Origin of the sequence: Noviherbaspirillum sp., assembly GCF_035254685.1 — a bacterium.
Lineage (GTDB): Bacteria > Pseudomonadota > Gammaproteobacteria > Burkholderiales > Burkholderiaceae_D > Noviherbaspirillum.
This window is the reverse complement of sequence record NZ_DATFAI010000025.1, coordinates 126529-149253: the sequence shown is the minus strand read 5'-3', so window position 1 is coordinate 149253 and position 22725 is coordinate 126529. Positions and strand designations below refer to the sequence as shown.

Sequence of the window (22725 nt, the reverse complement as noted above, 5' to 3'; positions counted from 1 at the left end):
ATTCCCTGAGTTCATCCTCATGCATTCACGGTCATGACAGACGGCATCCCATGAATGTGGGATTGCTCGGCTTTGCATTGATGCCTAGTCTAGAACATTTCCGTACATCAACAAAATTTCATCCACCATGAAATCGCTTGTCGCTCTAGTTGCACTGGTCATTTGCTGCCTTCCCTCCGTTTTCGCTCAGTCCGGCCCCAAAGAATTAGCAGGTCCTGCGGGAAAACAGAGTGCTGTCACTACCTACGTCGATTCCGACGGCCGCCAAAAAGGGAAAAAACTGCCGGTTGCCGAACTCGCCTTCCCGCTGAAGGTATGGGAAGAGACACCGACAGGCATGGTGCGCATCAAGCACGGCGGCGAGGATTATTGGGTGGCGATCGAGGATTTCAATTACAAGCAGGCGATCCAGGCCAATTGCAATGTCGTTTCCGCCAATATCAGCGTTGGCGCTGGACGCGGCGCCAACGAGCACTGCGTGGGGATGAAGAATAAATGAAACGAGTCAACTGGATGCGGTCTACCGCCCTCGCCACGGCGCTCGCCGCAGCACTGATCGGGCTCCACGGCAACGCGCTGGCACAAGCCGAAGAGCAAAAGGACGCCAACCAGAGTGGCGGAATCTCGTCCCTGTTTTCGGGAATCGGCCAGAGCGTTGGTGGTCTGTTCGACGGCTCGTCCGACAAGCCCTTGCTGGAGACCCTCAAGCAAGGACCTTACACGCCCTCAAACCAAGCCATCGGCGTGGAACGCGATATCGAATCGTATCGTCTGGAAAACTTCGGACTGGTGCCCATCAAGACCTTCCAGGACTATGCGAACGGCATCTACGCGCGCCTGAAGGACGTTTCCGGCGTCTCCGGTCTGCCGGGTAACGTATACCTGCTTGCGACCAGCGAACTGGCATCGACTTCCACACCGGACGGCAACCTGTTCGTGTCGGTCGCCTGGATCAAGACCATCGAAAGCGAGGATGAACTGGCTGCCTTGATCGCGCATGAGCTAAGCCATGTGCTGATGCATCATCACGACAGCACCTTGTTCAGCAGCGTGCAAAAGCAGCTGCAATTCGCATTCGGCGTCGGCGCGGATCTGAAGAACAAACTCGACGATTTGCAGGGTGCCAGCGCCGCCCTCACCCCGGGTCAGCGGAAGTCGCTCGCGCGCATGCAGTTGCTTATCGATCTGACCGACAAGGTGATGCTGCCGGCGTGGACACGCAGCCAGGAGATGGATGCCGATCGGCTCGGTACCGACTTGCTGCGCAAGGCAGGTTATTCGGCCACGGGCATGTGGAACTTCCTCGGCCATGTCGAAGCCTGGGACAAACAACAGGAAGAACGTCGCAAAGAGAAGGAAGCGCAGGTCCAGGCGGAGATGCAGACCCTGGTCAACAGCGGCAGCATCGATGGCGCGCTGAAACTCGGGCTCAAAAACAGCGGCGAGGCGCTGAAGGAGTCGCTCGCGAGCCAGCACGAGAACGGCGAAAAACGCAAGGAAGAGTTCACGGCCTACCGCGACAAACACCATGCGGACTGGCCGCGTGTAGTCATCGGCAAGGAAGCCTATGGCAAGGTGATCACGGACAAGGCAGTCAAGTCGGTGCTGGATGCGTACGCCGCTACATTCGCCGCAATAACCGACCTGGAGCAAGGCCGTTATGAGGATGCGTACAAGCTCCTGCTTCCGGTCACCAAGGCAAACGCGGCGGGCGCCACGCAGGCGATGCCCAACTTCGAGCTCTATCGGGCCATGGAATTCCTGGGGCGCAAGGAATCAAACGCCCAGCTGGTCAAGAGTTACCACGCGGCCGAGCCCTCATGGAAGCCCTACGCCGCGGCGATCCGTTCCGAAGCAAAGCAAGGCCATCGCCCTCAGGCGCTGCAGATCGTCAAGGAAGCACGCGAGCGCTTCAAGGATGCGCCGGCACTGACGCCGTTGCTGGTCGAGATCTACGCGGAGCTCGGTTTCAAGGAGGAATTGCAGCAGGAGTTGGTGACCTGTAACGCTATCCACGTGACTTATCGCGAACGCTGCCAGCAGGTCGCCAAACGTTAATGATGGCTGCACAACAGGAACGACGCCATCCTTATGAGCGTTACTCGGTATTTCGGCGCGCCCTGTTGACCGTGGCAATGTCGATCCTGGTCGGCCTTGCGCTGGCGGTGGCCACCAACGGCCTGCCGGCCGCCGAGGCGGCCAAGCGCATGGCGGCGAGCGCGTACCTGCCATTGTTGACCAGCGCCTATCCGACAACCGGTCGCGACAAGGTCACGGTGCTGGCCATCGACGATCTGGACCTCGAGTACCTCGGACTGAACTGGCCAGTACCGATGGATTACTACCAGCGGCTGATCGACAAGCTCGTCAGGTTCAAGCCGAAAGCGGTGTTCATCGACATCCTGTTCCTCGACGACCGCCCCGCGCATCTGGTCGAACGATTCCGGAGCGCCGCCTGCGCCGCGCGCGATGCCGGAGTTCCGGTGTATATCGCCTCGCTCGGCGAACAGCAACCCGCGTCGCGCACGCTGCGACAACTGGCCGAGCCGGATGCAGGCGGTCGACCCTGCTTCGAGTTCGTTGCTCCCAACCTGCTCGATGACCACTTCGATCATTCAGTCTGGGAATATCCGCTCAAGCCAGGCCTGCGTTCGGCCGCCTACGCGCTCGCTTGCGATATCGAGAAGTCCTGCCCGAAAGTCGGGAAAGAGGCCATGGCTCTCCTGTGGCCGGTCAACGGCCATCCGCTCAATCCGGTGCTGCATCTGCGCGAGAACAAGGAAGGCGTGCTGGAAAGGGCGTGCGTCAACCACATCGGACTGTTCGATACCGTACCGCTGCTGCCCCTCTTTGTCCGTAACTGGCTGCGCGGCGGGCCACCGCTGCCGATCTGCCCCTACAATCGCCAGCTGTCGATCCGCGCACTTTCCGGCGTGGGGATGAGCGAAGCGGAACGCAAAGACGCGATCGAGGGGAAAATCGTGCTATTCGGCACCGGCTTTCAGAGTAATGGCGATCGCCTGGTTTCACCGCTCGGACAGGATCTGCTCGGTGTACATGCCCACGCGATTGCCTTGGACAACCTGATCTCACTGAATGGCAAATACCGGCGCAGCGGCGATTTCGATCTTCAGAACCTCAGGTCCCCGGTCAGCCTTTTTACTTTGAGCGTGCTGACGCTGATCGCAGCCGGCAGCGTGTTCTGGCATTGCTTTACCTGGGGGACAAAGCGGCCTGGAGTCCCGGGGCAAGTGCCCGCTCGGACAAAACCGAGCCTGACACGCTCGATCGATGTTGGTCTTGCCCGCTTCCTGCATCGGCCCCGGTTGAACACCATGCCGTGGCTGGTCCGTGTTGTCGTTGTCGGGCTGCGCGCACTCGTGATCTTGCCGCTGCTCGCCCTCGGCCTCGGCCGATGGCCGTTCCGCGAGGATCCGAACGCACCGCCGGTGAAGCAGCGTGCGCTGCGGGCACTGCTCGCGCTCACGCTGTTCGCTGTCGGCATGCTGCTGGTGTTCTTGCTCGGCGACCGGTATTTCCAGGTCGGCCCGCTAGCGGTGATCGAATATTTCCTGTTCCCGCTTGGGGTCGATTTCCTGGATCGCGGCAATTTTCTTGCACGGCACGCTGCCGTATTCATCGACGCCTGCCTGCGCCCGGATCCTGTGCGCGAATTGCGGTTCTGGTTGAATGGTGAAAGCAAGGATGACTAAGTTTCTGCACTAACGAACGAACTCCATGTCTCCGACCAGTGCACCGGGCAGCAAGACGCTTGCCGTACTGCGCGCGCCGTAGGTATCAGTATCAATCAGCATTTCGCGCTCACGAGTCAAGCCAAGCAGTCTTTCGCCAAGCAACTGGAACAGGGAGTCGTCAAAGCGCATTACATTCAGCGGCGCCTTGATCCGGCCGCCTTCCACCCAGAAGGTGGCAAAGCGGGTCATGCCAGTCAGCCGGCCATTCGCGCGATCGGAGAAATTCAGGTACCACAGGTTGCTGACAAAAATGCCGGTATCGAGTTCGGCGAGCACGTCCGACATCGGTAATGTACCGCCAGCAAGCGTCGTGGAAGACATTCCCTCGCCCGCACCAGCGCCGTTCGTGGCAATGCCATACTCCTTCGCAGTGCGCGGCGACACAAGGCTGCCGACCAGGCGCCCCTGCTCGATCAATGGCACACTCGGCGGCTTGATGAACCCATCTTCCTGGAATGCCGGCGCCAGCCCTCCTGCCGTATCTTCCGCCAGGCTCACCGCATCGCTCAGCCGCACGCCTTCATCACGCATACGCCGCAAGGGGCTCTGACGCGTGCGCAGTGCCTTCTCTGACACGCCGTCCCAGTTCAGCATGCCAACGATCTCGCCCAGCGCCGTGGGCGTGAGGTAGGCCCGGTATTCCCCGGGATGGATGCTGACCGGTTCGCGCTGCAGGATCTTGAGCTGTTCGACGGCATTGGCGAACCTGGCCGCGAAGGCGGCGCTGTCCCAGTCGAATCCCGCATAGGTCGTTTTCACGGCCTTGTCGCGCGCATGGTAAAGGCTCCAGTCGAGATTGAAGCTCGCCGTCTCGTGCCAGTTGCGCTGACCGAAGGAATTGGCGAAGCCGCGAAAGACCGGGCCCGCGGCGAGGATGCCGACGAGGTCGTGGCCCTGCGCCGCGGCAAGCACTTCGTCGACGATGGCACTGCTCTTCGGCAGGCGCGAAGCGATGATGTGCTGCGTCGAATGCACGTCGGTGGCGTACAGCAGGTGCGGATCTTCCGGCAGGTCGCGCAATTGTTCGCGCAAACGGCTCACGGCGTCGGCAAGTTGCGTGCGATCGGCATACATGTCGCCGGCCAGCGTGATGGTCGCTTTCGCGTGCCGCAAGCCATCGATCAGGCTGAGCGACAGGTGGATCTGCCGCACATGGCCTGGCTGACGGATCGCGCTGCGGTTGAAACGCACGAAATCCGATTCCTCTGCCGCGAGCCAGCACTTGTACTGCTCCGTGCCGCGCAGGCAGGTGCCGAGGAAGGCAGCGAGTTCATCAAAATACGCTTGCATCATTCGCCTCCGAACACATCGACATCGCCGAACAGGCAGGCGGGCGAAGCATGGCCGACGCGGATCACCTGCGAGGGCTCGCCCTTGCCGCAGAAGGGTGTGCCCATCACGCTGAAGGTGCTGTGGTCGCCGACGGCTTTCAGTGAGCGCCAGAAGGTGGCCGAGACGCCGCGGTAATTCGGATTCTTGACGACGCCCTTGAGCTCGCCGTCTTCGATCAGGCGGCCAAGCTCGCAGCCGAACTGGAACTTGTTGCGCGAATCGTCGATGGACCATGACACATTGGTGTCCATCAGTACGCCACGTTCGACGGAACGGATCATGTCGTCGAGGCTGGTCTCGCCCGGTTCGATGTTCAGGTTGGCCATGCGGTCAATCGGCGGACGGTTCCAGCTGCAGGCGCGCGCATTGGCAACGCCTTGCATGCCGGCACGCGCCTGCGAGATCGCGCCGCCGAGCGGACGTTCGAGGATGCCGTTGCGGATCAGACAAGCGCGTTCGGCGGAACTACCCTCGTCGTCCCAGCGGTAGCTCGCGTACTGCTCCGGTCGCTCGGGGTCGTAGGTAACGTTCAGCAGTTCCGAGCCATAGCGATAGTGGCCGAACATGTCGGGCGTAACGAAGCTGGTGCCGGCGAAGTTGCGCTCGTCGCCGAGAATGCGATCGAGTTCGAGCGGATGGCCGATCGATTCGTGAATCTGCAGCATCATCTGTTCCGGCATCAGCAACAGATCCATGGTGTCGCTCGGGCAGTTCGGCGCGGTGAGCAATTCCAGCGCCTCTTGCGCCACTCGCCTGCCGGCGCCATCGAAGCGTGCATGTTCGAGGATCTCCAGCCCGCCCTGCCGGCAGTAGCCGTTGTACTGGCCGCCGAGGCTGCGTGTCTGTGTGTCGGCGCCGTCATGCGCGGTGACCTGCAGGTTGGGCACGACGTAACGGAATTCCTGGGATGCCTGCGCGCCATCGGCCGTCAGGTAAAGCTGCGAAGTCGCCACGCGCCACAACGACGCATGCCAATCGACGATGCGCTCGTCGATGCGGCAGTTCTGCGATTCGCGCATCAGCAGGTCGATCAGGTCCTTGCGCGAAAGCGGCGTTTCGCCGCCCGTTCCAGGGCCGGCATAATGCCCCTGCGGTGTCGGCATGACAATGCGCGAATAGTCGATGACCGAACGCCCGGCGCTCGCCTCGGCCCAGTGGCGCGCACGGTCGAGTGCGGCCTTCACGCCGGCCGCGCTCAGGTCGCTGGTGGCCGCATAGCCATATCCGCCGCGATGCACGACGGTCACCATCGCGCCCCGATCAATGCGCGTGGCCAGCGGTTGCAGCACATCCTGCCGCACCATCAGGTGCTCGCTGCTTTCCTCCACCATGCGCAGCGAGCAGAAATCGACGGCGGGCGCGAGCTGCTGGAACAAGTTGCGGATCGTATCCGGCAAGGGTCACCTCATTAGGCAAGAACAGATCAGACAAAGACTGCATGGTGCACAGATCGTTCGCCCATGCACTTTACGCACGGCATTTTTCCATGATTTCCTGCAAGCACGGCAATTAGCAGCGCCTTGTTCTTGCGTCATTTTCATTAAAGAAATCAATGCCACATGCAAGATTGACACGTAAAATGCCTTTCACCTTCCATTGAAAGCCAGCCGCCATGACGACATTCAAATGGGCCAATCCCTACCCGAGCGTACGCGTTCCCCTGTTTGCTCGTAATGTCGTGGCGACTTCCCATCCGCTTGCCGCCCAGGCCGGATTGCGCATGATGCTGCAGGGCGGCAATGCCGTCGATGCGGCGATTGCAGCAGCGGCGGCGCTCGTCGTGGTTGAGCCAACCGGATGCGGGCTGGGCGGCGATGCCTTCGCGCAGCTGTGGAACGGGCGCGAACTGCACGGACTGAACGGCTCCGGTCCCGCCCCGGCGGCATGGACACCTTCCTATTTTGCGCGCAAACACGGGGGCAAGATTCCGCAGCGCGGCTGGGACTCGGTCACGGTGCCGGGCATGGTGGGCGCGTGGGTTGAGCTGTCGGAGCGTTTCGGCAAGCTGCCCTTTTCCGACCTTTTCGAACCTGCGATCGATCTTGCCGAACGCGGCTACATGGTGTCGCCCATCGTGCAGCACAAATGGGCGGCCGCGGTGCCCCTGCTGAAGGACCAGCCCGGCTTCGCGCGCGCCTTCATGCCGCGCCGGCGCGCACCGAAAGTCGGTGAGCAATTCCTTTTCCCGGATGCGGCACACACGCTGACGCGCATCGCGGAAACACATGGTGAAGCCTTTTATCGCGGCGAGCTTGCGGAAGCCATGGTGCAGCATGCGCATGCGAACGGCGGCGCGATGACCCTCGACGACCTCGACGGCTACCGGCCTGAGTGGGTCACGCCGATCCAGAAGGATTACGCCGGCCATACGCTGCACGAGATGCCGCCCAACGGGCAAGGCATTGCAGCGCTGATCGCGCTCGGCATCGTCGACAAGCTCGACATCACTCGCTACCCGGTCGATTCCGCCGACAGCCATCATTTGCTGATCGAGGCGATGAAGCTGGCCTTTGCCGATACCTACCGCTGGGTGGCCGATACCCACGCGATGACGAAAGTGGGCGTCGAGGAACTGCTGAATGACGCCTATCTCGCGGAGCGCGCGAAGATGATCGACATGCGCCATGCCACGGATTTCAAGCACGGAACACCGCCCAAGGGTGGCACCGTCTACCTCACCACCGCCGACGAGGAAGGCATGATGGTGAGCTTCATCCAGTCCAACTACATGGGCTTCGGCTCGGGCGTGGTGGTGCCGGAAACCGGGATCAGCCTGCAGAACCGCGGCTTCGGTTTCAGCCTTGATCCTAAGCACCCGAACTGCGTCGCGCCCGGCAAGCGGCCCTTCCACACCATCATCCCCGGCTTCCTGACCAGGGAAGGCGAACCGCTGATGAGCTTCGGCGTCATGGGCGGCAACATGCAGCCGCAAGGGCATCTGCAGACGCTGGTGCGCATGCTGGCGTACGGGCAGCAGCCGCAGGCCGCCTGCGATGCGCCGCGCTGGAAGGTGAAGAGCGGCCTGTCGGTCGATGTCGAACACACGATGCCGCAGGACGTGTGCGACGAACTCGCCGCGCGCGGACATCGCGTGGAAATCATTACCGACAGTTACATGGATTTCGGTGCCGGCCAGTTCATCTGGAAGGCGGCCGATGGCTACATCGCCGCCAGCGACCCGCGGCGCGACGGGCAGGCAGTCGGTTTCTGACGCCGCTCGCGCTGCCAGACACTCCTCTCGCTCCACCAAAACCGGCCTTCGTCGCACCGTGCTTCCGATCGGCGCGCGGCTTTTCCATAATGCCTGCAACGAACCAGCTTTCGGGAGTGCATCATGGAATTCACGCCTGTCATCCTCGTCCACATGCTGAGCGCCATGGGCGCCATCGTGATCGGCGGCATCACGCTCGGCCTGAAAAAGGGCACGCCACTGCACCGTGCATTCGGCCGCGCATGGGTCGTGCTGATGGTCACGGCCGCGCTGGTGTCTTTCGGCATCAGGACCAGCGGGCATTTCTCCTGGATACACTCGCTGTCCGTCTTCACACTGCTGGCGGTAGCTGCTTCGGTGTTCGCGGCCGTCAAGGGCCGCATCCGGGCGCACCGACGCGGCATGATCAATGCGTATGCAGGACTGGTCATTGCCGGCGCGCTCACCTTCCTGCCGCAGCGCCTGCTCGGGCACCTGGTATGGCAGGCGATCGGGCTGGCATGAGGCCGGCTGGATTGCGCAGGATCCGGGTTACCATTCCGTACATGAAAACGACGAACAACAGCATGCATGCCGCGCCGCCCGCCATTCCCGACGAATGCCCGCTGCCGCTTGTCCTGCTGAAGCACCTGGGCATCGTGACCATCTTCAATGTCGCGGGCGCGTTGATCAGCACTTACGTCCTTCGCGCGAGCGACAGTTTCCTGGAGAACCTGGTGTTCTCGCTATGCATCGGAACGCTCGCGCTGCTGTTCATCGACGGCGGCCGCATGCTGCTCTGGGGACACGGCATGCCGCCGCAATGGCCGTTCATCGCCCTACTGGTTCCCGCCATACCCGCTGCCAAGCTGCTCGGCGACGCGCTCGCCATCCAGCTGCTCGGGCTCGATGCCGCGAATGTCGCCGCCTATCAGTCGAAGCATGCCGGCGCCACCATCTGGTTCACCGCGCTCGCCTGCGTGGTGATCACCTGGTTCTTCTGGCGGCGCGGGCAGTTCGCGCAATTGCAGGCCACTGTCGCAGCGGAGAAGGCGCGCGCTGCCGCCATCGAGAAGCAGGCGATGCAGGCACAGTTGCAGATGCTGCAGGCGCAGATCGAGCCGCACATGCTGTTCAACACGCTCGCCAACCTCCAGGGCCTGATCGCCGTCGATCCGCCACGCGCGCAGCACATGCTCGACCAGCTGATCCAGTATCTGCGCGCCACCTTGTCCGCGTCGCGTTCCGACAAGACATCACTCGCACAGGAATTCGCCCTGCTCGACGCCTACCTCGGCCTGATGAAGGTGCGCATGGGTGCGCGCCTGTCGTATGCCTTCCACCTGCCGGAGGACCTGTGCGAGGCAACGGTTCCGCCGATGCTGCTGCAGCCGCTGGTGGAAAATGCCATCAAGCACGGCATCGAGCCGAAGGTCGAAGGCGGGCATATCGATGTCAAGGCCGAACGCGACGGCGATCTGCTTTCGCTGACGGTTGCCGATACCGGACTGGGCATGGATGCCGATGCGGCAACGTCCGGCACCTGCGTCGGCGTCACCAACGTGCGCGACCGGTTGCAGATGCTGTACGGCGATCGCGCCGCTTTTTCCCTTACACCCAATGCGCCCTCCGGCGTGATTGCACTCCTCACCCTGCCGCTATGACAACCGTTCGCGCCCTCATCGCCGAAGACGAACCCATCCTTGCCCTGACGCTGGCGCAGACCCTGCAACGCCTGTGGCCGGAATTGCAGATCGGCGCCGTCGTGGAAAACGGCATCGCCGCCGTGCAGGAAGCATTGGCGCAGCGGCCCGACATCCTGTTCCTCGACATCAAGATGCCCGGCAAGACTGGAATGGATGCGGCGCAGGAACTGGCGGAGGAATGGCCGGATGACCGGCCCTTTCCGCTGGTGGTGTTCGTCACTGCCTATGATGAATACGCGCTGCAGGCATTCGAGCAGGCGGCGGCCGACTATGTGCTCAAGCCCGTCAGCGACGCGCGCCTCGCCAGGACCATCGAGCGCCTCAAGGCGCGGCTCGCGCGCGACGAGGAGCGCGGCCATGAACTCGAACGCGTGGTCGCGCAATTGCGCGCGCTGGTGCCAGCCATGCCCGCCGCAGCCGAACGCCTGGCCGTCATCCGCGCGGCAGTCGGCAACCAGATCCGCATGATTCCCGTCGAGGACGTGGTGTACTTCGAAGCGGCGGACAAATATGTCAACGTGGTAACGACTGACAACGAATCGCTGATCCGCACCAGCCTGAAAGAATTGCTGCCGCAGCTCGACCGCAACCAGTTCTGGCAGATCCACCGCGGCACGATCGTCAATGCCGGCCGCATCGATGTGGCGATCCGTGATGAAAGCGGCAAGCTGTCCGTCAGGTTGCGCGGGCGCGCGGAAAGCCTTGCCGTGAGCAGGGTTTTTGCTCACCTGTTCAAACAGATGTAATTGCTCCACGTCAAGGAAATTGCATTTCTTTATCGTTAGTATTGCTATGAGGCAATTCTCTTCTAATCGCGATTGCCCCAGGTCCTGAAGAGCCGTCCATTCCCGCCTTGCTGCTCGCGGAGCCTGATTGATCCCTTTATTGGCAGGTAACACGGCGCGGCTTGTCCGCGCCGCGCTCGACTCATCCTGAAAGATGTACCCATGAATGCGCTCCTGAACCGGCTTTTCCTGTGGCAGAAATTCGCCCTGCTATCCCTCTTCGGCGTGATCCTCGTCGCCGCCCCGCTCGCGCTCTACATCAATGAATCCAACAAGTCCGTCACGACGGCGACGACGGAAGCGCGCGGCATCGAACCGGTACGCGCGATTCTTGCCGTCGTGCGGCTCGTGCAGCAGCATCGCGGCCTGTCCGCCATCGTCTTGAGCGGTAATGGGAACGCCCAGGCGCAACGCAGCGCCAAGCAGGATGAGGCCGACAAGGCCTTCGCGAACATGGATGCTGTCGCGGCTGGCATCAATAGTCCAGGCATCCGCTCCTTGTGGCAGGAATCGGAAGCGCGATGGAAGACGCTGGCGGGAAGCGTTTCGAAGCAAAGCCTGTCGGCCAGCAACAGCTTTGCAGAGCACACCGCCTTGATCGGCCAGCTGCTCAAGGCTAGCGAACTGATCGTCGATTACTACGGGCTCAGCCTCGATCCGGAGGCCGATACGCGCTACCTGATCGACGCCGCGCTGGTCCAGTCCCCGGCCGTGATGGAATCCCTCGGCCGCATGCGTGCGCGCGGCTCCGCGATCCTCACGGCAAAGACGATGTCCCAGGACGAGCGCGCCGCGCTGGTCGCGTTGATCGACCAGGCGAACGAGCGTTATGCCAGCATCAGGAATGCGCTGGGCAAATCTGCAGCGTTTAACACGGCCATCCAGGACAGGCTCGACGCGCCGCTGCAGGCCACGCTGAAGAAAGGCGGCGACGTGCTGCAGCTCACCACTGATCAGATCCTGAAGCCGGAGCAGTTCAGCTACGTCGCATCCGACTATTTTGCCGCGATGACGTCTGCCATCGACGAACAGGTGCATTTCTACGAAGCGGCGATGGCCGCGCTGGACGATGTGTTGCATCCGCGCGCATCGAAGCTCACGCACACCACTTACGCATTGATCGGCGCAGTCATCGCCATCGTTCTGCTCGGCGCGCTGGTCGGCTACCTGATCGTGCGCTCGATCAGCAGGCCGCTGCACGAAGCGGTCGCCATCGCCAGGCAAGTCGCCTCCGGCGATCTCAGCGCGCGCATCGAGGTGCACTCGCGCAATGAGACCGGGCAATTGCTGCAGGCGCTGCAAGAGATGAATGCCGGGCTGATGAACATCGTCACTCAGGTGCGCGGCGGCACTGAATCGATCGCCACCGCCTCGAACGAAATCGCCGCCGGCAACATGGACCTTTCCTCGCGCACCGAAAAGCAGGCGATCTCGCTGGAGAAAACCACGGTCGCCATGGAAGAGCTCACCGGCACCGTCAGGCAGAACGCGGAGAATGCGCAGCAGGCCAACCAGCTCGCGCAGAGCGCATCGGAGATCGCCGGCAAGGGCGGCGCGATGGTGTTCGAAGTGGTCGAGACGATGGGCTCCATCAATGAATCCTCGAAGAAGATTGTGGACATCATCGGCGTGATCGACAGCATCGCTTTCCAGACCAACATCCTCGCGTTGAATGCAGCAGTGGAGGCAGCGCGCGCCGGCGAAGCAGGCCGTGGCTTCGCCGTCGTCGCCACGGAAGTGCGCAACCTGGCGCAACGCTCGGCCAGCGCGGCAAAGGAGATCAAGGCCTTGATCAACGACTCGGTCGACAAGGTCGGCGTCGGCACGCAACTGGTCAACCAGACCGGCACCACCATGAATGACATCGTGGCCAGCATTGGCCGGGTGTCAGGCATCATCGCGGAAATCAGTGCCGCCAGCATGGAGCAGAGCGCCGGCATCGAACAGGTGAACGAGGCCATCGCCCACATGGATCAGGTGACGCAACAGAACGCGGCACTGGTGGAGGAAGCGGCCGCAGCAGCCGATGCGCTGCGAGACCAGGCACACGGCCTGGCGCACGTGGTCAGCATGTTCAGGCTGGGCGCCGCGCAGGTTGCCTTTGCCGCGGACATGATCATGGAGGAAGCAGTGCCCGTCGCGCCGCGCCTCCCAGAAGCACCGCGCCATCCGCGCCTTGGACGCGCGGAGTCGGTTAAACGCCTGGTGGCCTGAGAATCAGTTTGCGACCTGTTGTAGCGCAAACACCGCCAGCGGCACGGACGTCATAATCAGGGCCGACAGCACGCGGACGCGCGCGCAGTAGCCGCGCTGCTTGAACCAGAACGCCAGCGCCAGCGTGCTGAAGCCATACAGCAGCGTGAACAGCACGACCGCGCTGAAGCCCATCGTGTGCACGGAGCGCGTGGTGAACAGCACGCCGAACAGCGAGGCAGTGATCACCGCCAGCAGCGCGGCCACATGCGACAGGAAGGCGTGGAATCCGCTGCGCTGCCGCGCCTGCGCCTGCTCGATCAGCGCCATGCGCTTGAGGCGCACATCGCGCTGTAAAAGGAATACCAACAGCGGATCGATCTGCCGGTATTGCAAGAGCCCCACTGCCGCCGCGGCCACCAAATCATCGCGTCTAATCGTCATTCATCGCTCCTCGTTTATTGTTCTTGCTGACAGGCTCATATGCGGCGGTCGTTCACGCTGCGTGCAGCGGCAAAGGGATCCGATGCACCTGTCTTTCTTTGCGATGAACCGCCTGGACTATTCAAAGACGCAGGACTGCCGTTCCGTGGCATGTCGTGATGCGAGCGCTTGCATCGATGGATTGGATCGCCCGCCCGTACGCCCCGGTGTGACGGGCGCGCTGACGAGATTGGGATTAACGCTGTTTTCGGAACGCCCGTGCAGGTATTGCAACATCGTCTTCGCTGCCTATTAAATAGGCTTTCGCGGCGCGCCACGTAGATATACATCAAGCGCGTTCTACCGAAATTCACAGGTTTTATGCAATGTCAAATCGACGCTTTCGATGCATTGAAACCAGGAAAGGTATTCCTCGCATCACGATGCGGCAGGCTATGAACGCGCTGCAAGAAGCTCGCGCACACTCGCGGGAAGCGTCGCGCGCAACCGTGCTGTGATCTTCGCTTCGTGCCTGCTCCACCACAGGCCGACGATGATCAATCCGAAGCCGAGCAGCGTCAGCACGAGCACGAAAACGAAGCTGTCCCGGAACAGGTTCCATGACAGGTCGCCCAGCACGATGGCGATGCCAATGCCGCCGAATACGGCGAACACGCGGCGGCCGAGAACCGCGCCAATGAACACCAGGCCGACATTCAGCGCGAGGTAAACCAGCTTGCCCGCGAGCTTGCCGGAGCCGAGCATCGACAGCGCGCCCCAAAAGGTCAGCAGGCCGAACAGGTACAGCCAGAACGCATAATCCTTGCCGCGGCGCGTGCGCAAGTCGACGGCAAAGGCAAGCGCCAGCATCACGAGACCGAACACGAGCGAAATCAGCTTGCGCAACTGCGATGCCTCGCCGACATACCATTCCTCACTGCCGATGCCGGCCTGCATCATCAGCGCAGGCACGATATCCATGCCCATGTACCACAGCGTTACCGCAATCGGCATGGTCAGGAAGGGATAACGGAAGCGACACAGCAGCAGCGAACCTGCGACCAGCGTCGCCAGCTCCATCATCAGCCAGCGCCCGTCGATGTAGGCGTGATAGTTGCGGTAGTGCTCGGTGTTCGGCCCCTCGGCCCAGAAGCCGAGCACATGCTGCAAGGCAAACACCGCGAGCGGCACCAGCGCGATGGCCAGCGTGGCGAAGATGCCGGCTGGAATGCCGAAGCCGCGCTTTTCCAGCATTGCCGCAATGCCGATGGCAGCAATGGCGTACAGCACCGACAGCACCAGCAAGGCGGTCATGCCGAGTGCTTCCACGGCCAGCGTGGTGAACAACGACGCCGCGCTGATCGCCAGCATGCCGCCGAGGTTGTACAGGATATGCGTTGCGGAAAAACGCGCGCTGCCGTGCTGCGCCTGCAGTTCGCGCCGGGTAAGGAAGGAAAGCAGGCCGTCGATTTCCCTCGGGTCGAGCACGCCGGCATCCGCGGCGGCTTGCAGGTCTTCACGTTTGAGCAACATGGCTTGTGCCCCGTGGCTGGAGAGGTCAACTCACTTCACTGTAGCGCCATTCCATTCAAGCCATAGTGACCGGGTGCAAGACCTCTCCCTGCCGAACCTAATCTCGCGCCATGCCATGCCTTATTCCCGTTTCAGGCTCTCCACCTTGCTGATCGTTCCCTGCGCGGTCGCCACCAATTTCTCCGATCCGGCGTCACGCGCAAAGACATCGCAGCGGCACACCGCCTGGCTGCGGCCCGCATGGATCACGGCTGCGCGCGCCACCAGTGCAGTACCGACCGCCGGGCGCACATAGTTGATCTTGAATTCCGCCGTCAGTACCGCCGGCCCGAGCGCCATGCCGCCGGCGAAGGTCAGCGCATTGTCCGCCAGATAGCTGAGCACGCCGCCATGCGCGAAGCCGTGCTGCTGCTTCAACTCATCACGCAGCGGCAGACGGATCGCCACGTCGGTGCCGTCGATATGCTCGATCTCCGCGCCAAGCAAACGGCTGAACGGCTGGGATTCCAGGGAATGCTTCGCAAACTGCAAGAGTTGATCCACAAGTGCCTCCAGGAGTGTATGCTATCAAAAAGATAGCGAACAAACCTGAAGAGGTCAAGCAGATCATGGCAACCAGAAAAATCATCGAGCCGGGCAAGTCGGTACGCAACTCCCGCTCGGGCCAGGCCATCATGGCCTTGCTCGACCTGCTCGGGCGGCGCTGGGCGCTGCGTATCCTGTGGGAACTGCGCACCGGCGAGCGTCTTTCATTTCGTGCCCTGCAGGAAACCTGCCAGATCTCCTCGCCCAATGCGCTGAACACGCGGCTGAAGGAATTGCGCCATGCCGGCATCGTCGACCTGCAGAATGGCGGCGGCTATGGCTTGACGCTCACGGGCCATGCGCTGCTCAAGGCGCTCGGCCCGCTGGCGTCCTGGGCGGACGACTGGGCGCGCAGTGTCGGTCGGGAAGACCTGGCCTGCTACAGCCGCTCACGGGAAACGGCAGAGTAGGCTGGATCGCGCGCCTGCGGTGCCGTTTCCAGGCTTGCGCCGGCCGCCCTTCCGTTTCCTCCGCCCTCCCCCTGTACGGTAAAATGCCCTGTTAAGTCACTTACAACGCTATCCCAGAATTTTCCATGAGCACCAATTCCAAGAACACCGCCGCCAGCGACAACAACGCGCCCGCCTCCAACTTCCTGCGCGCCCTGATCGAGTCCGACCTCGCTTCCGGCAAGTACGCCAGCCGCACCGATCCCAACGGCCATCCGCTGCCCGCCATCGTCACGCGCTTCCCGCCCGAGCCCAACGGCTACCTGCACATCGGCCACGCCAAGTCGATCTGCCTGAACTTCGGTCTCGCGCGCGACTACGGCGGCCGCTGCACCATGCGCTTCGACGACACCAACCCAACCAAGGAAGAACAGGAATACGTCGACAGCATCATCGACGCAGTGCAATGGCTCGGCTTCAACTGGAAGGACGAAGGCGCGAATGGTGAACAATCTCATCTCTACTTCGCCAGCGACTACTTCGACCAGATGTACATGATGGCCGAATACCTGATCAGCGCCGGCCACGCCTATGTCGACAGCCAGAGCGCCGAAGACATGGCGAAGAACCGCGGCAACTTCAGCGAACCCGGCAAGAACTCGCCCTTCCGCGACCGCGCGCCGGAAGAATCGCTCGCCCTGTTCCGTCGCATGCGCGCCGGCGACTTCAAGGACGGCGAACACATCCTGCGCGCCAAGATCGACATGGCCTCGCCCAACATGAACATGCGCGACCCCGCGATCTACCGCATCCGCCACGCGCATCATCACCGCACCGGCGACAAGTGGTGCATCTACCCGATGTACGACTTCGCGCATCCGATCGAAGACGCCATCGAATACGTCACGCACTCCTTCTGCACGCTCGAATTCCAGGACCACCGCCCGTTCTACGACTGGCTGCTGGAACGCCTTGCCGAAGGCGGCTTCTTCAAGAGGCCCCTGCCGCAACAAACCGAATTCGCGCGGCTGAACCTGACCTACGCCATCACCAGCAAGCGCAAGCTGCTGCAACTGGTAGAAGAGAAGATCGTCGACGGCTGGGACGACCCGCGCATGCCCACCATCGCCGGCATCCGCCGCCGCGGCTTCACGCCCGAATCCATCCAGCTCTTCTGCGAACGCGCCGGCGTCGCCAAGGCCGACAGCTGGATCGACATGAGCACCCTCGAAGGCGCCCTGCGCGACGACCTCGACCCCAAGGCACCGCGCGCCATCGCCGTGCTCAAGCCCCTGAAGCTCATCATCGACAACTTCCCCGACAACCTCGCCGACGACTGCACCGCCCCGGTCCACCCGCACCACCCGGAACGCGGCCACCGCACGTTCCCGATCACCAAGGAAGTGTGGATCGAAGCCGACGACTTCATGGAAACCCCGACCAAGGGCTACTTCCGCCTCTTCCCCGGCAACAAGGTGCGCCTGCGCTACGGCTACGTGGTCGAATGCACGCACTGCGACAAGGATGCGGACGGCAACGTGACGGCCGTGCACTGCACCTACTTCCCGGATTCCAAGAGCGGCACCGAAGGCAGCGCGAACTACAAGGTCAAGGGCACCATCCACTGGGTCAGCGTGCCGCATGCGCTGGAAGCGGAAGTGCGTTTGTACGATCGCCTGTTCACCGACCCAAACCCCGATGCGGGCGGGAAGGATTTCAAGTCAGCGCTGAACCCGAATGCGAAGGAAGTGATTACCGCCTATCTGGAACCGGGCATGCGGCATGCGCTCGCGGATGAGAAGTTCCAGTTTGAGCGGCATGGGTATTTTGTGGCGGATCGGGTGGATCACTCGGCGACGAGGCCGGTGTTTAATCGGGTGGTTACGTTGAAGGATAGTTGGGGGAAGTAGAATAATAAATTTACCGCAAGCGACAATTACCACAGACCAAGAAAAAGCCATCCTCCCAATGAGGTTGGCTTTCTCGTAGCAACATTCGTAAAACAATCGCGATCGAAGCTATTATTGACACAAAAGCGTCTTGAATTCTCTATATCTACGAAGGCACTCGCTAATCTGCTTTCTAGCTGCCATTGTAAATCAGTGATGATTTTCGGATTGCCTCGTCCTTATCACTTGCACTCAGATCGACAATTTGAAATTCGTGGACTTTCCGGGCTGCAGTGTACTGGCTAAGATCTAGCATATATGCTTCAAAAAGCTCTCCGGGAGCTCCTCTCTTGAGAGTGACCCTGGACTTAACTGGATGAATTAGCCTGAGGTCAATAAGTTGATCTATTGCTTCACGGACTGGGCCAACCAACTTTTGGGAAACGAGAAAGACATTGCATTTAGATTTCTCTGTGCAAAATGTAACGAGGTTTTGGAATGCAGTCTCTAACTGTTCTCGGTCCTCATCCGAGTCGACCTTAAATTCCTCTCGTTTGATTGGATCATAATCGCCAGTTGCTAGATTTACGTCCTCAGCTCCAATTTTTGGTCCTCGATGGTTATTTGGCCCTCGATTTCTTGCTTGAGCAATTGCATTTGAAAAAATACCGATAAAATCTCGGGTAACGCCTCCGGACGCAATCGTTAAGCGATCGATTGCGGTCGGGTTGACCAATTCCTTTATCGAAACCGGCGGCACCTCCACCATCAAATTGCTCAAGATTTTTTTTAGAAATTCTCGAAGGGTTTCAAATTTCTCAAGGGAGATATCTAAGTTAATCTCTTTCGCATCATCCCCTAGCTTCATTCCAATTGGTGGATCAGAGTGTTGATACCACTGGCTTCTGTGCTTAATTGTGCCAACTTTCAGCCACATGCCATTACCTTTGGCAACGCGATGAAAATAATCAATTACTTTTGCCTGGTCTGCTTTACGGATATGGTATAGATCGTCCAATATTAAGAATGACGGGCCATTCGAGAGACCTGACAGATCTTGGAAAAAATTTTGGAATTGAAGAATATTTTGATGTAAGTATTCGACTTTATGCGAAACATATGTCGATTGCACTTCCGTTGAATCGACTGACTTAGCGCCAAGTGTTGCCTTACTTTTTATTCCAACTCCTAGTACCTTCCCATCAACCGCCATTTCCCCAGCACCGCTGTTTTCATCCGATTTTGTATGTTTAACCTGTTTCGATGCTGTTTCTGGAGTGCGGAGCTGATTTTCCAGATCACGAATAAGCGAATCTAGGCCACTGGCCAATCGTGCGGTGTTGGATTTGTTGAACGGAGGTCGGTTTGGTGATGTACCAAATAATCGGTTCCAAAACGACTTTTTCGTTGCAGGGGTCACTGCAGCGCCGTCAAGCCATTTTCGAAACTCCTGTAGGCTCTTAATGAGAACACTGATTAGAACGTCAGGATAAGAATGGCCTTTGAACGTCTCCATATCAACAAACGCTATAGGGCGTCGATCTACGGTTAAATCAGCCGCAGTCTTCCGCAATAAACTAGACTTTCCAGAACCACGTCTCCCAAAAATAATATTATGCTGCTGCGATTTAGCTCGGGATAGCACTCCAGGAGCGGGCTCAATAAAGCGATGCGCGCCTTCCGGAGTGGCGCGCGTTACTTCTTCACATAAAACCAATAGCTTGTCGACCTCCGTCGAGTGGAGTTGCGACACGTAAGCGAGACTTGCTACCATCGTTCGCACATCCCTTTCCAAGAATCTTTTAGAGTGATTGTTTGCAATTTGAATTGAATACGACGAGCCATGTAATTCAACACGTGGGATTGCATGGCCGCCCCGGTTTTCTCTGTTACAGAGATTCGGTGCAGTCACAACTTCGACTTTTGAATTCGCGAAGCCCGATCGTATTGATAAGGACTAACAATCCGATTTACGCCAGTGAGCAGGATTGGGTCGTTCCTGCCGATGCCGTTCCCGAGCAACATGAACTGTATAACCTTGGCTGCGGGCCCATTTTTCTGCTGCCAATTGGGTGTTGAATTGCTGCACTTCGACTTCGTTCACAATGACCACATGATGTGTCACGCCATGTGTTTGATCATTTGATTTTGGCCTGTATTCGACATAAGCATTCGTCATATCCCCTCCTGTTGACGTTCTTCAGTAATTGAATTTTGCGTCGACAATTTTTACCTACACATGATGCAAAATGTCATCCCATGTTTATGGCAAAGCAGAAAAACTTGATTTGAACTAATTTTTTACTTGCGAACCCTTCATATCACCGATACTGCTCCTCAAATTTCGCAGCTAGCGCAGGTTGGGCTGAGAAGCCCAACTTCCTGCTATAGGGCGATGAGAAGTCGAACTTCCTTCATCTGCTCCTACGACTTCAGCCCGACCGCAAGAAGAGACGCGAGGAGTCTGCCGACAAGCAAGCGCAATCACTCAATGCTGAAATAGTGACAAGGCTTGAGAAAAGCTTCGAGCAGTTCGGGGGAACTGAAAGCATTTTCTGACGGCGAGCTAATCGACGGACTAATCTAGCGATGGGGCCGGGATCGGTTCTATATCAAGCTCGGGGACGAAAAGTCATGAATATGGGATGCGAATTTTTCCCTGCCGCGGTTTAATTGCAAATCAACAATAACTAAAAGGGGCAAGAAAATGAAAAAAACCACTGCAGTAGCTGTAGCCATCGCGCTCGCGGGTTGTGCAACGTCCAGCAAGGACATTGCCGGGACTTACGTATCGCCCGTCACCTATCAAACTTTCGATTGCAATCAAATTGCTGCAGAGACGGCTCGAATCCAGGGAAAGGTAAGCCAGATTGGCGGTCGATTAGATGAGGCGGCATCAAACGATAAGGCTATCGCGGGTGTCGGCATAGTGTTGTTTTGGCCGGCGCTCTTTGCTCTCGGCGGGACTAAGGCACAAGAAGCTGAATATGCAACTTTAAAGGGGCAGGCCGACGCCGTACAGCAGGCGGCAATCGAGAAAAAATGCGCGAGCCAACCACCACAGCAAACAGTTTCAGCACCGGCAGAGCCAATCGCCAAAAAATGATTCAGCACGCGTAGTAGGTTGGGCTGAGAAGCCCAACCTACGTACTGACACAGAGCTATTGCCTGATATCGCCAACGATGTAAAAAATCCTCGACCTGGCATTATTCATTTCCAGCAAATACAAGCCACGAACATTTTGAAAGCTTCCGCTCTCCCCTAGCCCTTCAAAATTGAAGGTTACGCACACATAGACACTTTTTGTGTCACGTGCCTTCCCCCACTGGGCCGTGTACGGATCGAATGGGCTGGGCGCATGACTGCTGAGCCGGATCACGCGCTTAATTGGAATTTCTTTTCCCGCATGTACCATGCCGAATCTGTTCGATCCGGTCTCTTTCCAAATACCGAACTCCTTCCCCTGCACGGTGATTGTCGTGAAAGTCTTCTTGCCAGCTTCGTCGTCTTCCTGGTTAAAGCTGCCCGGATTGATCTCAATGTAGTCTGCGCCGGCAACAGATTCCGTTCGCAGGCAGCTTTGAATAATCTGTGGTGTCGGCTTGGCCCCCGAAGCGACAGACCATGTCAACAAGAGCACGCCCATGCAAAGATTTTTCACTTGTATTCCTTCGCGTGCGTAACTTTCATGTAGTCGGGATTATGCTTCCAGAAAATCGTCCCGCCATATGCTGCAGTTGATTCGTAAACGTGGTCGTAACGTCCGAGTTCTATCTCCTTCTTGCTCACGACTTTTCCCTTCACCCTCTTGACCACGACCTTCTTCAGAATCACGAGCTTTGTCGATTCGTCGATCCCGTAGATATTGTGCGCCGGACCAGAAAACCGGATTCCGTTTCGCACCTTGAAGTGCTTCGCATAATTCGTCTTGATATCCGCGCCATCCCAGAAGTAAGCGCCATTTGACAAGTCCGGCCCGTCAGACAATGCGTTCTGCGCTGCGACCACTGCAGCGGTCATTCCGGGATCTTTCGCAATGTCGTTTTCACTGGCATTCATGAGCTTGGCATAGCGAGCATTGCCGTCGTTGACGACAAAGGAAAATGTTGGATCGGAAGCAGTGAACGCAGCCATATCCTTGTATCCGCGCGCATTCCTCTGGCGTACCAATACGTTGGCGATCGCTTTCATTTCATCCGCCACGTTCTGCGATGAGGACTCTCCGTACGCCATTGCGGCAAGAAGACGTGTTTCATTGTCCAGCGTGGTGGTGCCGCTCATGAGCGCAGGCCTCCATCCTTTGCCAGCCACGCGATCAGGCCGGTCTCCTTGTTCCCGACGATCCGTGCCGTAATACCGCTCGCAAAGCTCCCTGCTCGTGTATGAATTTCTCCATCACAGTGGAGATCGTAGCAATAGCCGTCCACAGGATTGTCGGCCTCGTCAACGAGCGAATAGTAGTGCTCGTACTCTGGCGCAGCGTCATCTTCAAACATACGCGAAGAGCCGTTCGTGCGTATTGCAGTTACCGAGCCGACTTCGGATGACCACCTGCTCGCTGCCTGACCGCTGATTAACGTAGCGCCGCAGGCGGTCTTGTCGCCGTGCCGAGCTACCAGCCGGCCGTTGCATACGAAATCCGGAGCGCCGGTGACGATCGGAAAAGGGCCACCTTTGCATTTGGGGCAGGTCACCATGTGTCCAACGAGGGCAACCGGTTTGCCATGCGTATCAAAGGTCGGGTCGCCTTCAATGACGGTGCCTCCATGTGACGTTTTGTCGCCCTTTACGATCCAGGGTAAAGACATGCCAATCTCCTTTCGTGAGGAGCAAGGCTAACCAATCATTGACTTTTTTGCAATTAATTTGCGCTCAGTATTTCCTCGTTTGATGGTGCACATGAACGGAGTGAGGTCTTTCCATCACCCACGTTGGATCGCAAGA

At 59.3% G+C, this 22725-nt stretch carries 21 protein-coding genes; 11 read left to right on the top strand and 10 right to left on the bottom strand.

Features of this window, described 5'->3' with window-relative positions; all coding sequences use genetic code 11:
- The first annotated feature begins 127 nt into the window (after positions 1-127).
- Genes VJ698_RS12580 through VJ698_RS12570 form a run of 3 tightly spaced genes read left to right on the top strand, consistent with a single transcriptional unit; the run spans position 128 to position 3713 of the window.
- Complete coding sequence (locus VJ698_RS12580) at positions 128-499, top strand: hypothetical protein (RefSeq protein ID WP_324103110.1); 372 nt, start codon at positions 128-130, stop codon at positions 497-499.
- On the top strand, positions 496-2058 hold the full coding sequence (locus VJ698_RS12575; RefSeq protein ID WP_324103109.1) for a M48 family metallopeptidase: 1563 nt from the start codon (positions 496-498) through the stop codon (positions 2056-2058). The genes VJ698_RS12580 and VJ698_RS12575 overlap by 4 nt, the downstream gene beginning before the upstream one ends.
- Positions 2058-3713: a CHASE2 domain-containing protein gene (locus tag VJ698_RS12570; RefSeq protein ID WP_324103108.1), complete on the top strand. Its 1656-nt coding sequence runs from the start codon at positions 2058-2060 to the stop codon at positions 3711-3713. The genes VJ698_RS12575 and VJ698_RS12570 overlap by 1 nt, the downstream gene beginning before the upstream one ends.
- A gap of 9 nt (positions 3714-3722) precedes the next feature.
- Here VJ698_RS12570 and VJ698_RS12565 read toward each other — a convergent pair whose 3' ends face one another.
- Both VJ698_RS12565 and VJ698_RS12560 read right to left on the bottom strand, forming a co-directional pair.
- The gene (locus VJ698_RS12565) at positions 3723-5048 is read right to left on the bottom strand and encodes a TldD/PmbA family protein (protein WP_324103107.1); all 1326 of its coding nucleotides are present in this window, start codon (positions 5046-5048) and stop codon (positions 3723-3725) included.
- The gene (locus tag VJ698_RS12560; RefSeq protein WP_324103195.1) at positions 5045-6418 is read right to left on the bottom strand and encodes a TldD/PmbA family protein; all 1374 of its coding nucleotides are present in this window, start codon (positions 6416-6418) and stop codon (positions 5045-5047) included. Before VJ698_RS12560 ends, VJ698_RS12565 begins: the two co-directional genes overlap by 4 nt.
- A 281-nt stretch (positions 6419-6699) precedes the next feature.
- Here VJ698_RS12560 and ggt point away from each other — a divergent pair, with 281 nt between their 5' ends.
- The 5 genes from ggt (at position 6700) to VJ698_RS12535 (ending at position 12982) form a co-directional block, all read left to right on the top strand.
- The gene (gene ggt, locus VJ698_RS12555; protein ID WP_324103106.1) at positions 6700-8298 is read left to right on the top strand and encodes a gamma-glutamyltransferase; all 1599 of its coding nucleotides are present in this window, start codon (positions 6700-6702) and stop codon (positions 8296-8298) included.
- A 123-nt stretch (positions 8299-8421) separates the two neighbouring features.
- A complete protein-coding gene (locus VJ698_RS12550; protein ID WP_324103105.1) occupies positions 8422-8802 on the top strand; it encodes a DUF2306 domain-containing protein in 381 nt (126 codons plus the stop codon).
- 41 nt (positions 8803-8843) lie between these two features.
- Complete coding sequence (locus VJ698_RS12545) at positions 8844-9941, top strand: sensor histidine kinase (RefSeq protein ID WP_324103104.1); 1098 nt, start codon at positions 8844-8846, stop codon at positions 9939-9941.
- Positions 9938-10729 carry a LytTR family DNA-binding domain-containing protein gene (locus tag VJ698_RS12540; protein WP_324103103.1) on the top strand — a complete coding sequence of 264 codons (792 nt, stop codon included), beginning with the start codon at positions 9938-9940 and terminating at the stop codon, positions 10727-10729. The genes VJ698_RS12545 and VJ698_RS12540 overlap by 4 nt, the downstream gene beginning before the upstream one ends.
- Positions 10730-10930: 201 nt before the next feature.
- Positions 10931-12982, top strand: a complete 2052-nt coding sequence (locus VJ698_RS12535; protein WP_324103102.1) for a methyl-accepting chemotaxis protein — start codon at positions 10931-10933, stop codon at positions 12980-12982.
- 3 nt (positions 12983-12985) lie between these two features.
- Here the strand turns inward: VJ698_RS12535 and VJ698_RS12530 are convergent, their stop codons facing one another.
- The 3 genes from VJ698_RS12530 to VJ698_RS12520 all read right to left on the bottom strand — a co-directional run bounded on the left by VJ698_RS12530 (position 12986) and on the right by VJ698_RS12520 (position 15460).
- Positions 12986-13405, bottom strand: coding sequence for a hypothetical protein (locus tag VJ698_RS12530; protein WP_324103101.1), 420 nt, complete (start codon positions 13403-13405; stop codon positions 12986-12988).
- Between the two features lie 432 nt (positions 13406-13837).
- Entirely contained in the window at positions 13838-14917 is a 1080-nt protein-coding gene (locus tag VJ698_RS12525) for a DUF2157 domain-containing protein (RefSeq protein ID WP_324103100.1), read from the bottom strand.
- 120 nt (positions 14918-15037) lie between these two features.
- Positions 15038-15460 carry a PaaI family thioesterase gene (locus VJ698_RS12520; protein ID WP_324103099.1) on the bottom strand — a complete coding sequence of 141 codons (423 nt, stop codon included), beginning with the start codon at positions 15458-15460 and terminating at the stop codon, positions 15038-15040.
- 65 nt (positions 15461-15525) lie between these two features.
- Here VJ698_RS12520 and VJ698_RS12515 point away from each other — a divergent pair, with 65 nt between their 5' ends.
- A complete protein-coding gene (locus VJ698_RS12515; protein ID WP_324103098.1) occupies positions 15526-15912 on the top strand; it encodes a winged helix-turn-helix transcriptional regulator in 387 nt (128 codons plus the stop codon).
- A gap of 125 nt (positions 15913-16037) precedes the next feature.
- Entirely contained in the window at positions 16038-17801 is a 1764-nt protein-coding gene (locus VJ698_RS12510) for a glutamine--tRNA ligase/YqeY domain fusion protein (protein ID WP_324103097.1), read from the top strand.
- A gap of 172 nt (positions 17802-17973) precedes the next feature.
- On the opposite strand, the gene VJ698_RS12505 is transcribed toward VJ698_RS12510, so the two are convergent.
- Both VJ698_RS12505 and VJ698_RS12500 read right to left on the bottom strand, forming a co-directional pair.
- The gene (locus VJ698_RS12505) at positions 17974-19554 is read right to left on the bottom strand and encodes a hypothetical protein (RefSeq protein WP_324103096.1); all 1581 of its coding nucleotides are present in this window, start codon (positions 19552-19554) and stop codon (positions 17974-17976) included.
- Between the two features lie 183 nt (positions 19555-19737).
- Positions 19738-19959, bottom strand: a complete 222-nt coding sequence (locus tag VJ698_RS12500) for a hypothetical protein (RefSeq protein WP_324103095.1) — start codon at positions 19957-19959, stop codon at positions 19738-19740.
- A gap of 528 nt (positions 19960-20487) precedes the next feature.
- On the opposite strand from VJ698_RS12500, the gene VJ698_RS12495 reads away from it, so the two are divergent.
- Positions 20488-20886: a hypothetical protein gene (locus VJ698_RS12495; RefSeq protein WP_324103094.1), complete on the top strand. Its 399-nt coding sequence runs from the start codon at positions 20488-20490 to the stop codon at positions 20884-20886.
- Positions 20887-20941: 55 nt separating this feature from the next.
- Here the strand turns inward: VJ698_RS12495 and VJ698_RS12490 are convergent, their stop codons facing one another.
- From VJ698_RS12490 to VJ698_RS12480, 3 genes are read right to left on the bottom strand one after another with little or no spacing between them, the layout of a single operon-like run.
- On the bottom strand, positions 20942-21442 hold the full coding sequence (locus VJ698_RS12490; protein WP_324103093.1) for a hypothetical protein: 501 nt from the start codon (positions 21440-21442) through the stop codon (positions 20942-20944).
- A complete protein-coding gene (locus tag VJ698_RS12485; RefSeq protein WP_324103092.1) occupies positions 21439-22062 on the bottom strand; it encodes a hypothetical protein in 624 nt (207 codons plus the stop codon). Before VJ698_RS12485 ends, VJ698_RS12490 begins: the two co-directional genes overlap by 4 nt.
- On the bottom strand, positions 22059-22589 hold the full coding sequence (locus tag VJ698_RS12480) for a PAAR domain-containing protein (RefSeq protein ID WP_324103091.1): 531 nt from the start codon (positions 22587-22589) through the stop codon (positions 22059-22061). Before VJ698_RS12480 ends, VJ698_RS12485 begins: the two co-directional genes overlap by 4 nt.
- Between the last annotated feature and the right edge of the window lie 136 nt (positions 22590-22725).

Bases quoted from the DNA above. Each gene is read 5' to 3' on its own strand.
- VJ698_RS12580 (WP_324103110.1), top strand. From the start codon at position 128: ATGAAATCGCTTGTCGCTCTAGTTGCACTGGTCATTTGCTGCCTTCCC.
- VJ698_RS12575 (WP_324103109.1), top strand. From the start codon at position 496: ATGAAACGAGTCAACTGGATGCGGTCTACCGCCCTCGCCACGGCGCTC.
- VJ698_RS12570 (WP_324103108.1), top strand. From the start codon at position 2,058: ATGATGGCTGCACAACAGGAACGACGCCATCCTTATGAGCGTTACTCG.
- VJ698_RS12565 (WP_324103107.1), bottom strand. From the start codon at position 5,048: ATGATGCAAGCGTATTTTGATGAACTCGCTGCCTTCCTCGGCACCTGC.
- VJ698_RS12560 (WP_324103195.1), bottom strand. From the start codon at position 6,418: ATGGTGGAGGAAAGCAGCGAGCACCTGATGGTGCGGCAGGATGTGCTG.
- ggt (WP_324103106.1), top strand. From the start codon at position 6,700: ATGACGACATTCAAATGGGCCAATCCCTACCCGAGCGTACGCGTTCCC.
- VJ698_RS12550 (WP_324103105.1), top strand. From the start codon at position 8,422: ATGGAATTCACGCCTGTCATCCTCGTCCACATGCTGAGCGCCATGGGC.
- VJ698_RS12545 (WP_324103104.1), top strand. From the start codon at position 8,844: ATGAAAACGACGAACAACAGCATGCATGCCGCGCCGCCCGCCATTCCC.
- VJ698_RS12540 (WP_324103103.1), top strand. From the start codon at position 9,938: ATGACAACCGTTCGCGCCCTCATCGCCGAAGACGAACCCATCCTTGCC.
- VJ698_RS12535 (WP_324103102.1), top strand. From the start codon at position 10,931: ATGAATGCGCTCCTGAACCGGCTTTTCCTGTGGCAGAAATTCGCCCTG.
- VJ698_RS12530 (WP_324103101.1), bottom strand. From the start codon at position 13,405: ATGACGATTAGACGCGATGATTTGGTGGCCGCGGCGGCAGTGGGGCTC.
- VJ698_RS12525 (WP_324103100.1), bottom strand. From the start codon at position 14,917: ATGTTGCTCAAACGTGAAGACCTGCAAGCCGCCGCGGATGCCGGCGTG.
- VJ698_RS12515 (WP_324103098.1), top strand. From the start codon at position 15,526: ATGGCAACCAGAAAAATCATCGAGCCGGGCAAGTCGGTACGCAACTCC.
- VJ698_RS12510 (WP_324103097.1), top strand. From the start codon at position 16,038: ATGAGCACCAATTCCAAGAACACCGCCGCCAGCGACAACAACGCGCCC.
- VJ698_RS12505 (WP_324103096.1), bottom strand. From the start codon at position 19,554: ATGGTAGCAAGTCTCGCTTACGTGTCGCAACTCCACTCGACGGAGGTC.
- VJ698_RS12500 (WP_324103095.1), bottom strand. From the start codon at position 19,959: ATGACGAATGCTTATGTCGAATACAGGCCAAAATCAAATGATCAAACA.
- VJ698_RS12495 (WP_324103094.1), top strand. From the start codon at position 20,488: ATGAAAAAAACCACTGCAGTAGCTGTAGCCATCGCGCTCGCGGGTTGT.
- VJ698_RS12485 (WP_324103092.1), bottom strand. From the start codon at position 22,062: ATGAGCGGCACCACCACGCTGGACAATGAAACACGTCTTCTTGCCGCA.
- VJ698_RS12480 (WP_324103091.1), bottom strand. From the start codon at position 22,589: ATGTCTTTACCCTGGATCGTAAAGGGCGACAAAACGTCACATGGAGGC.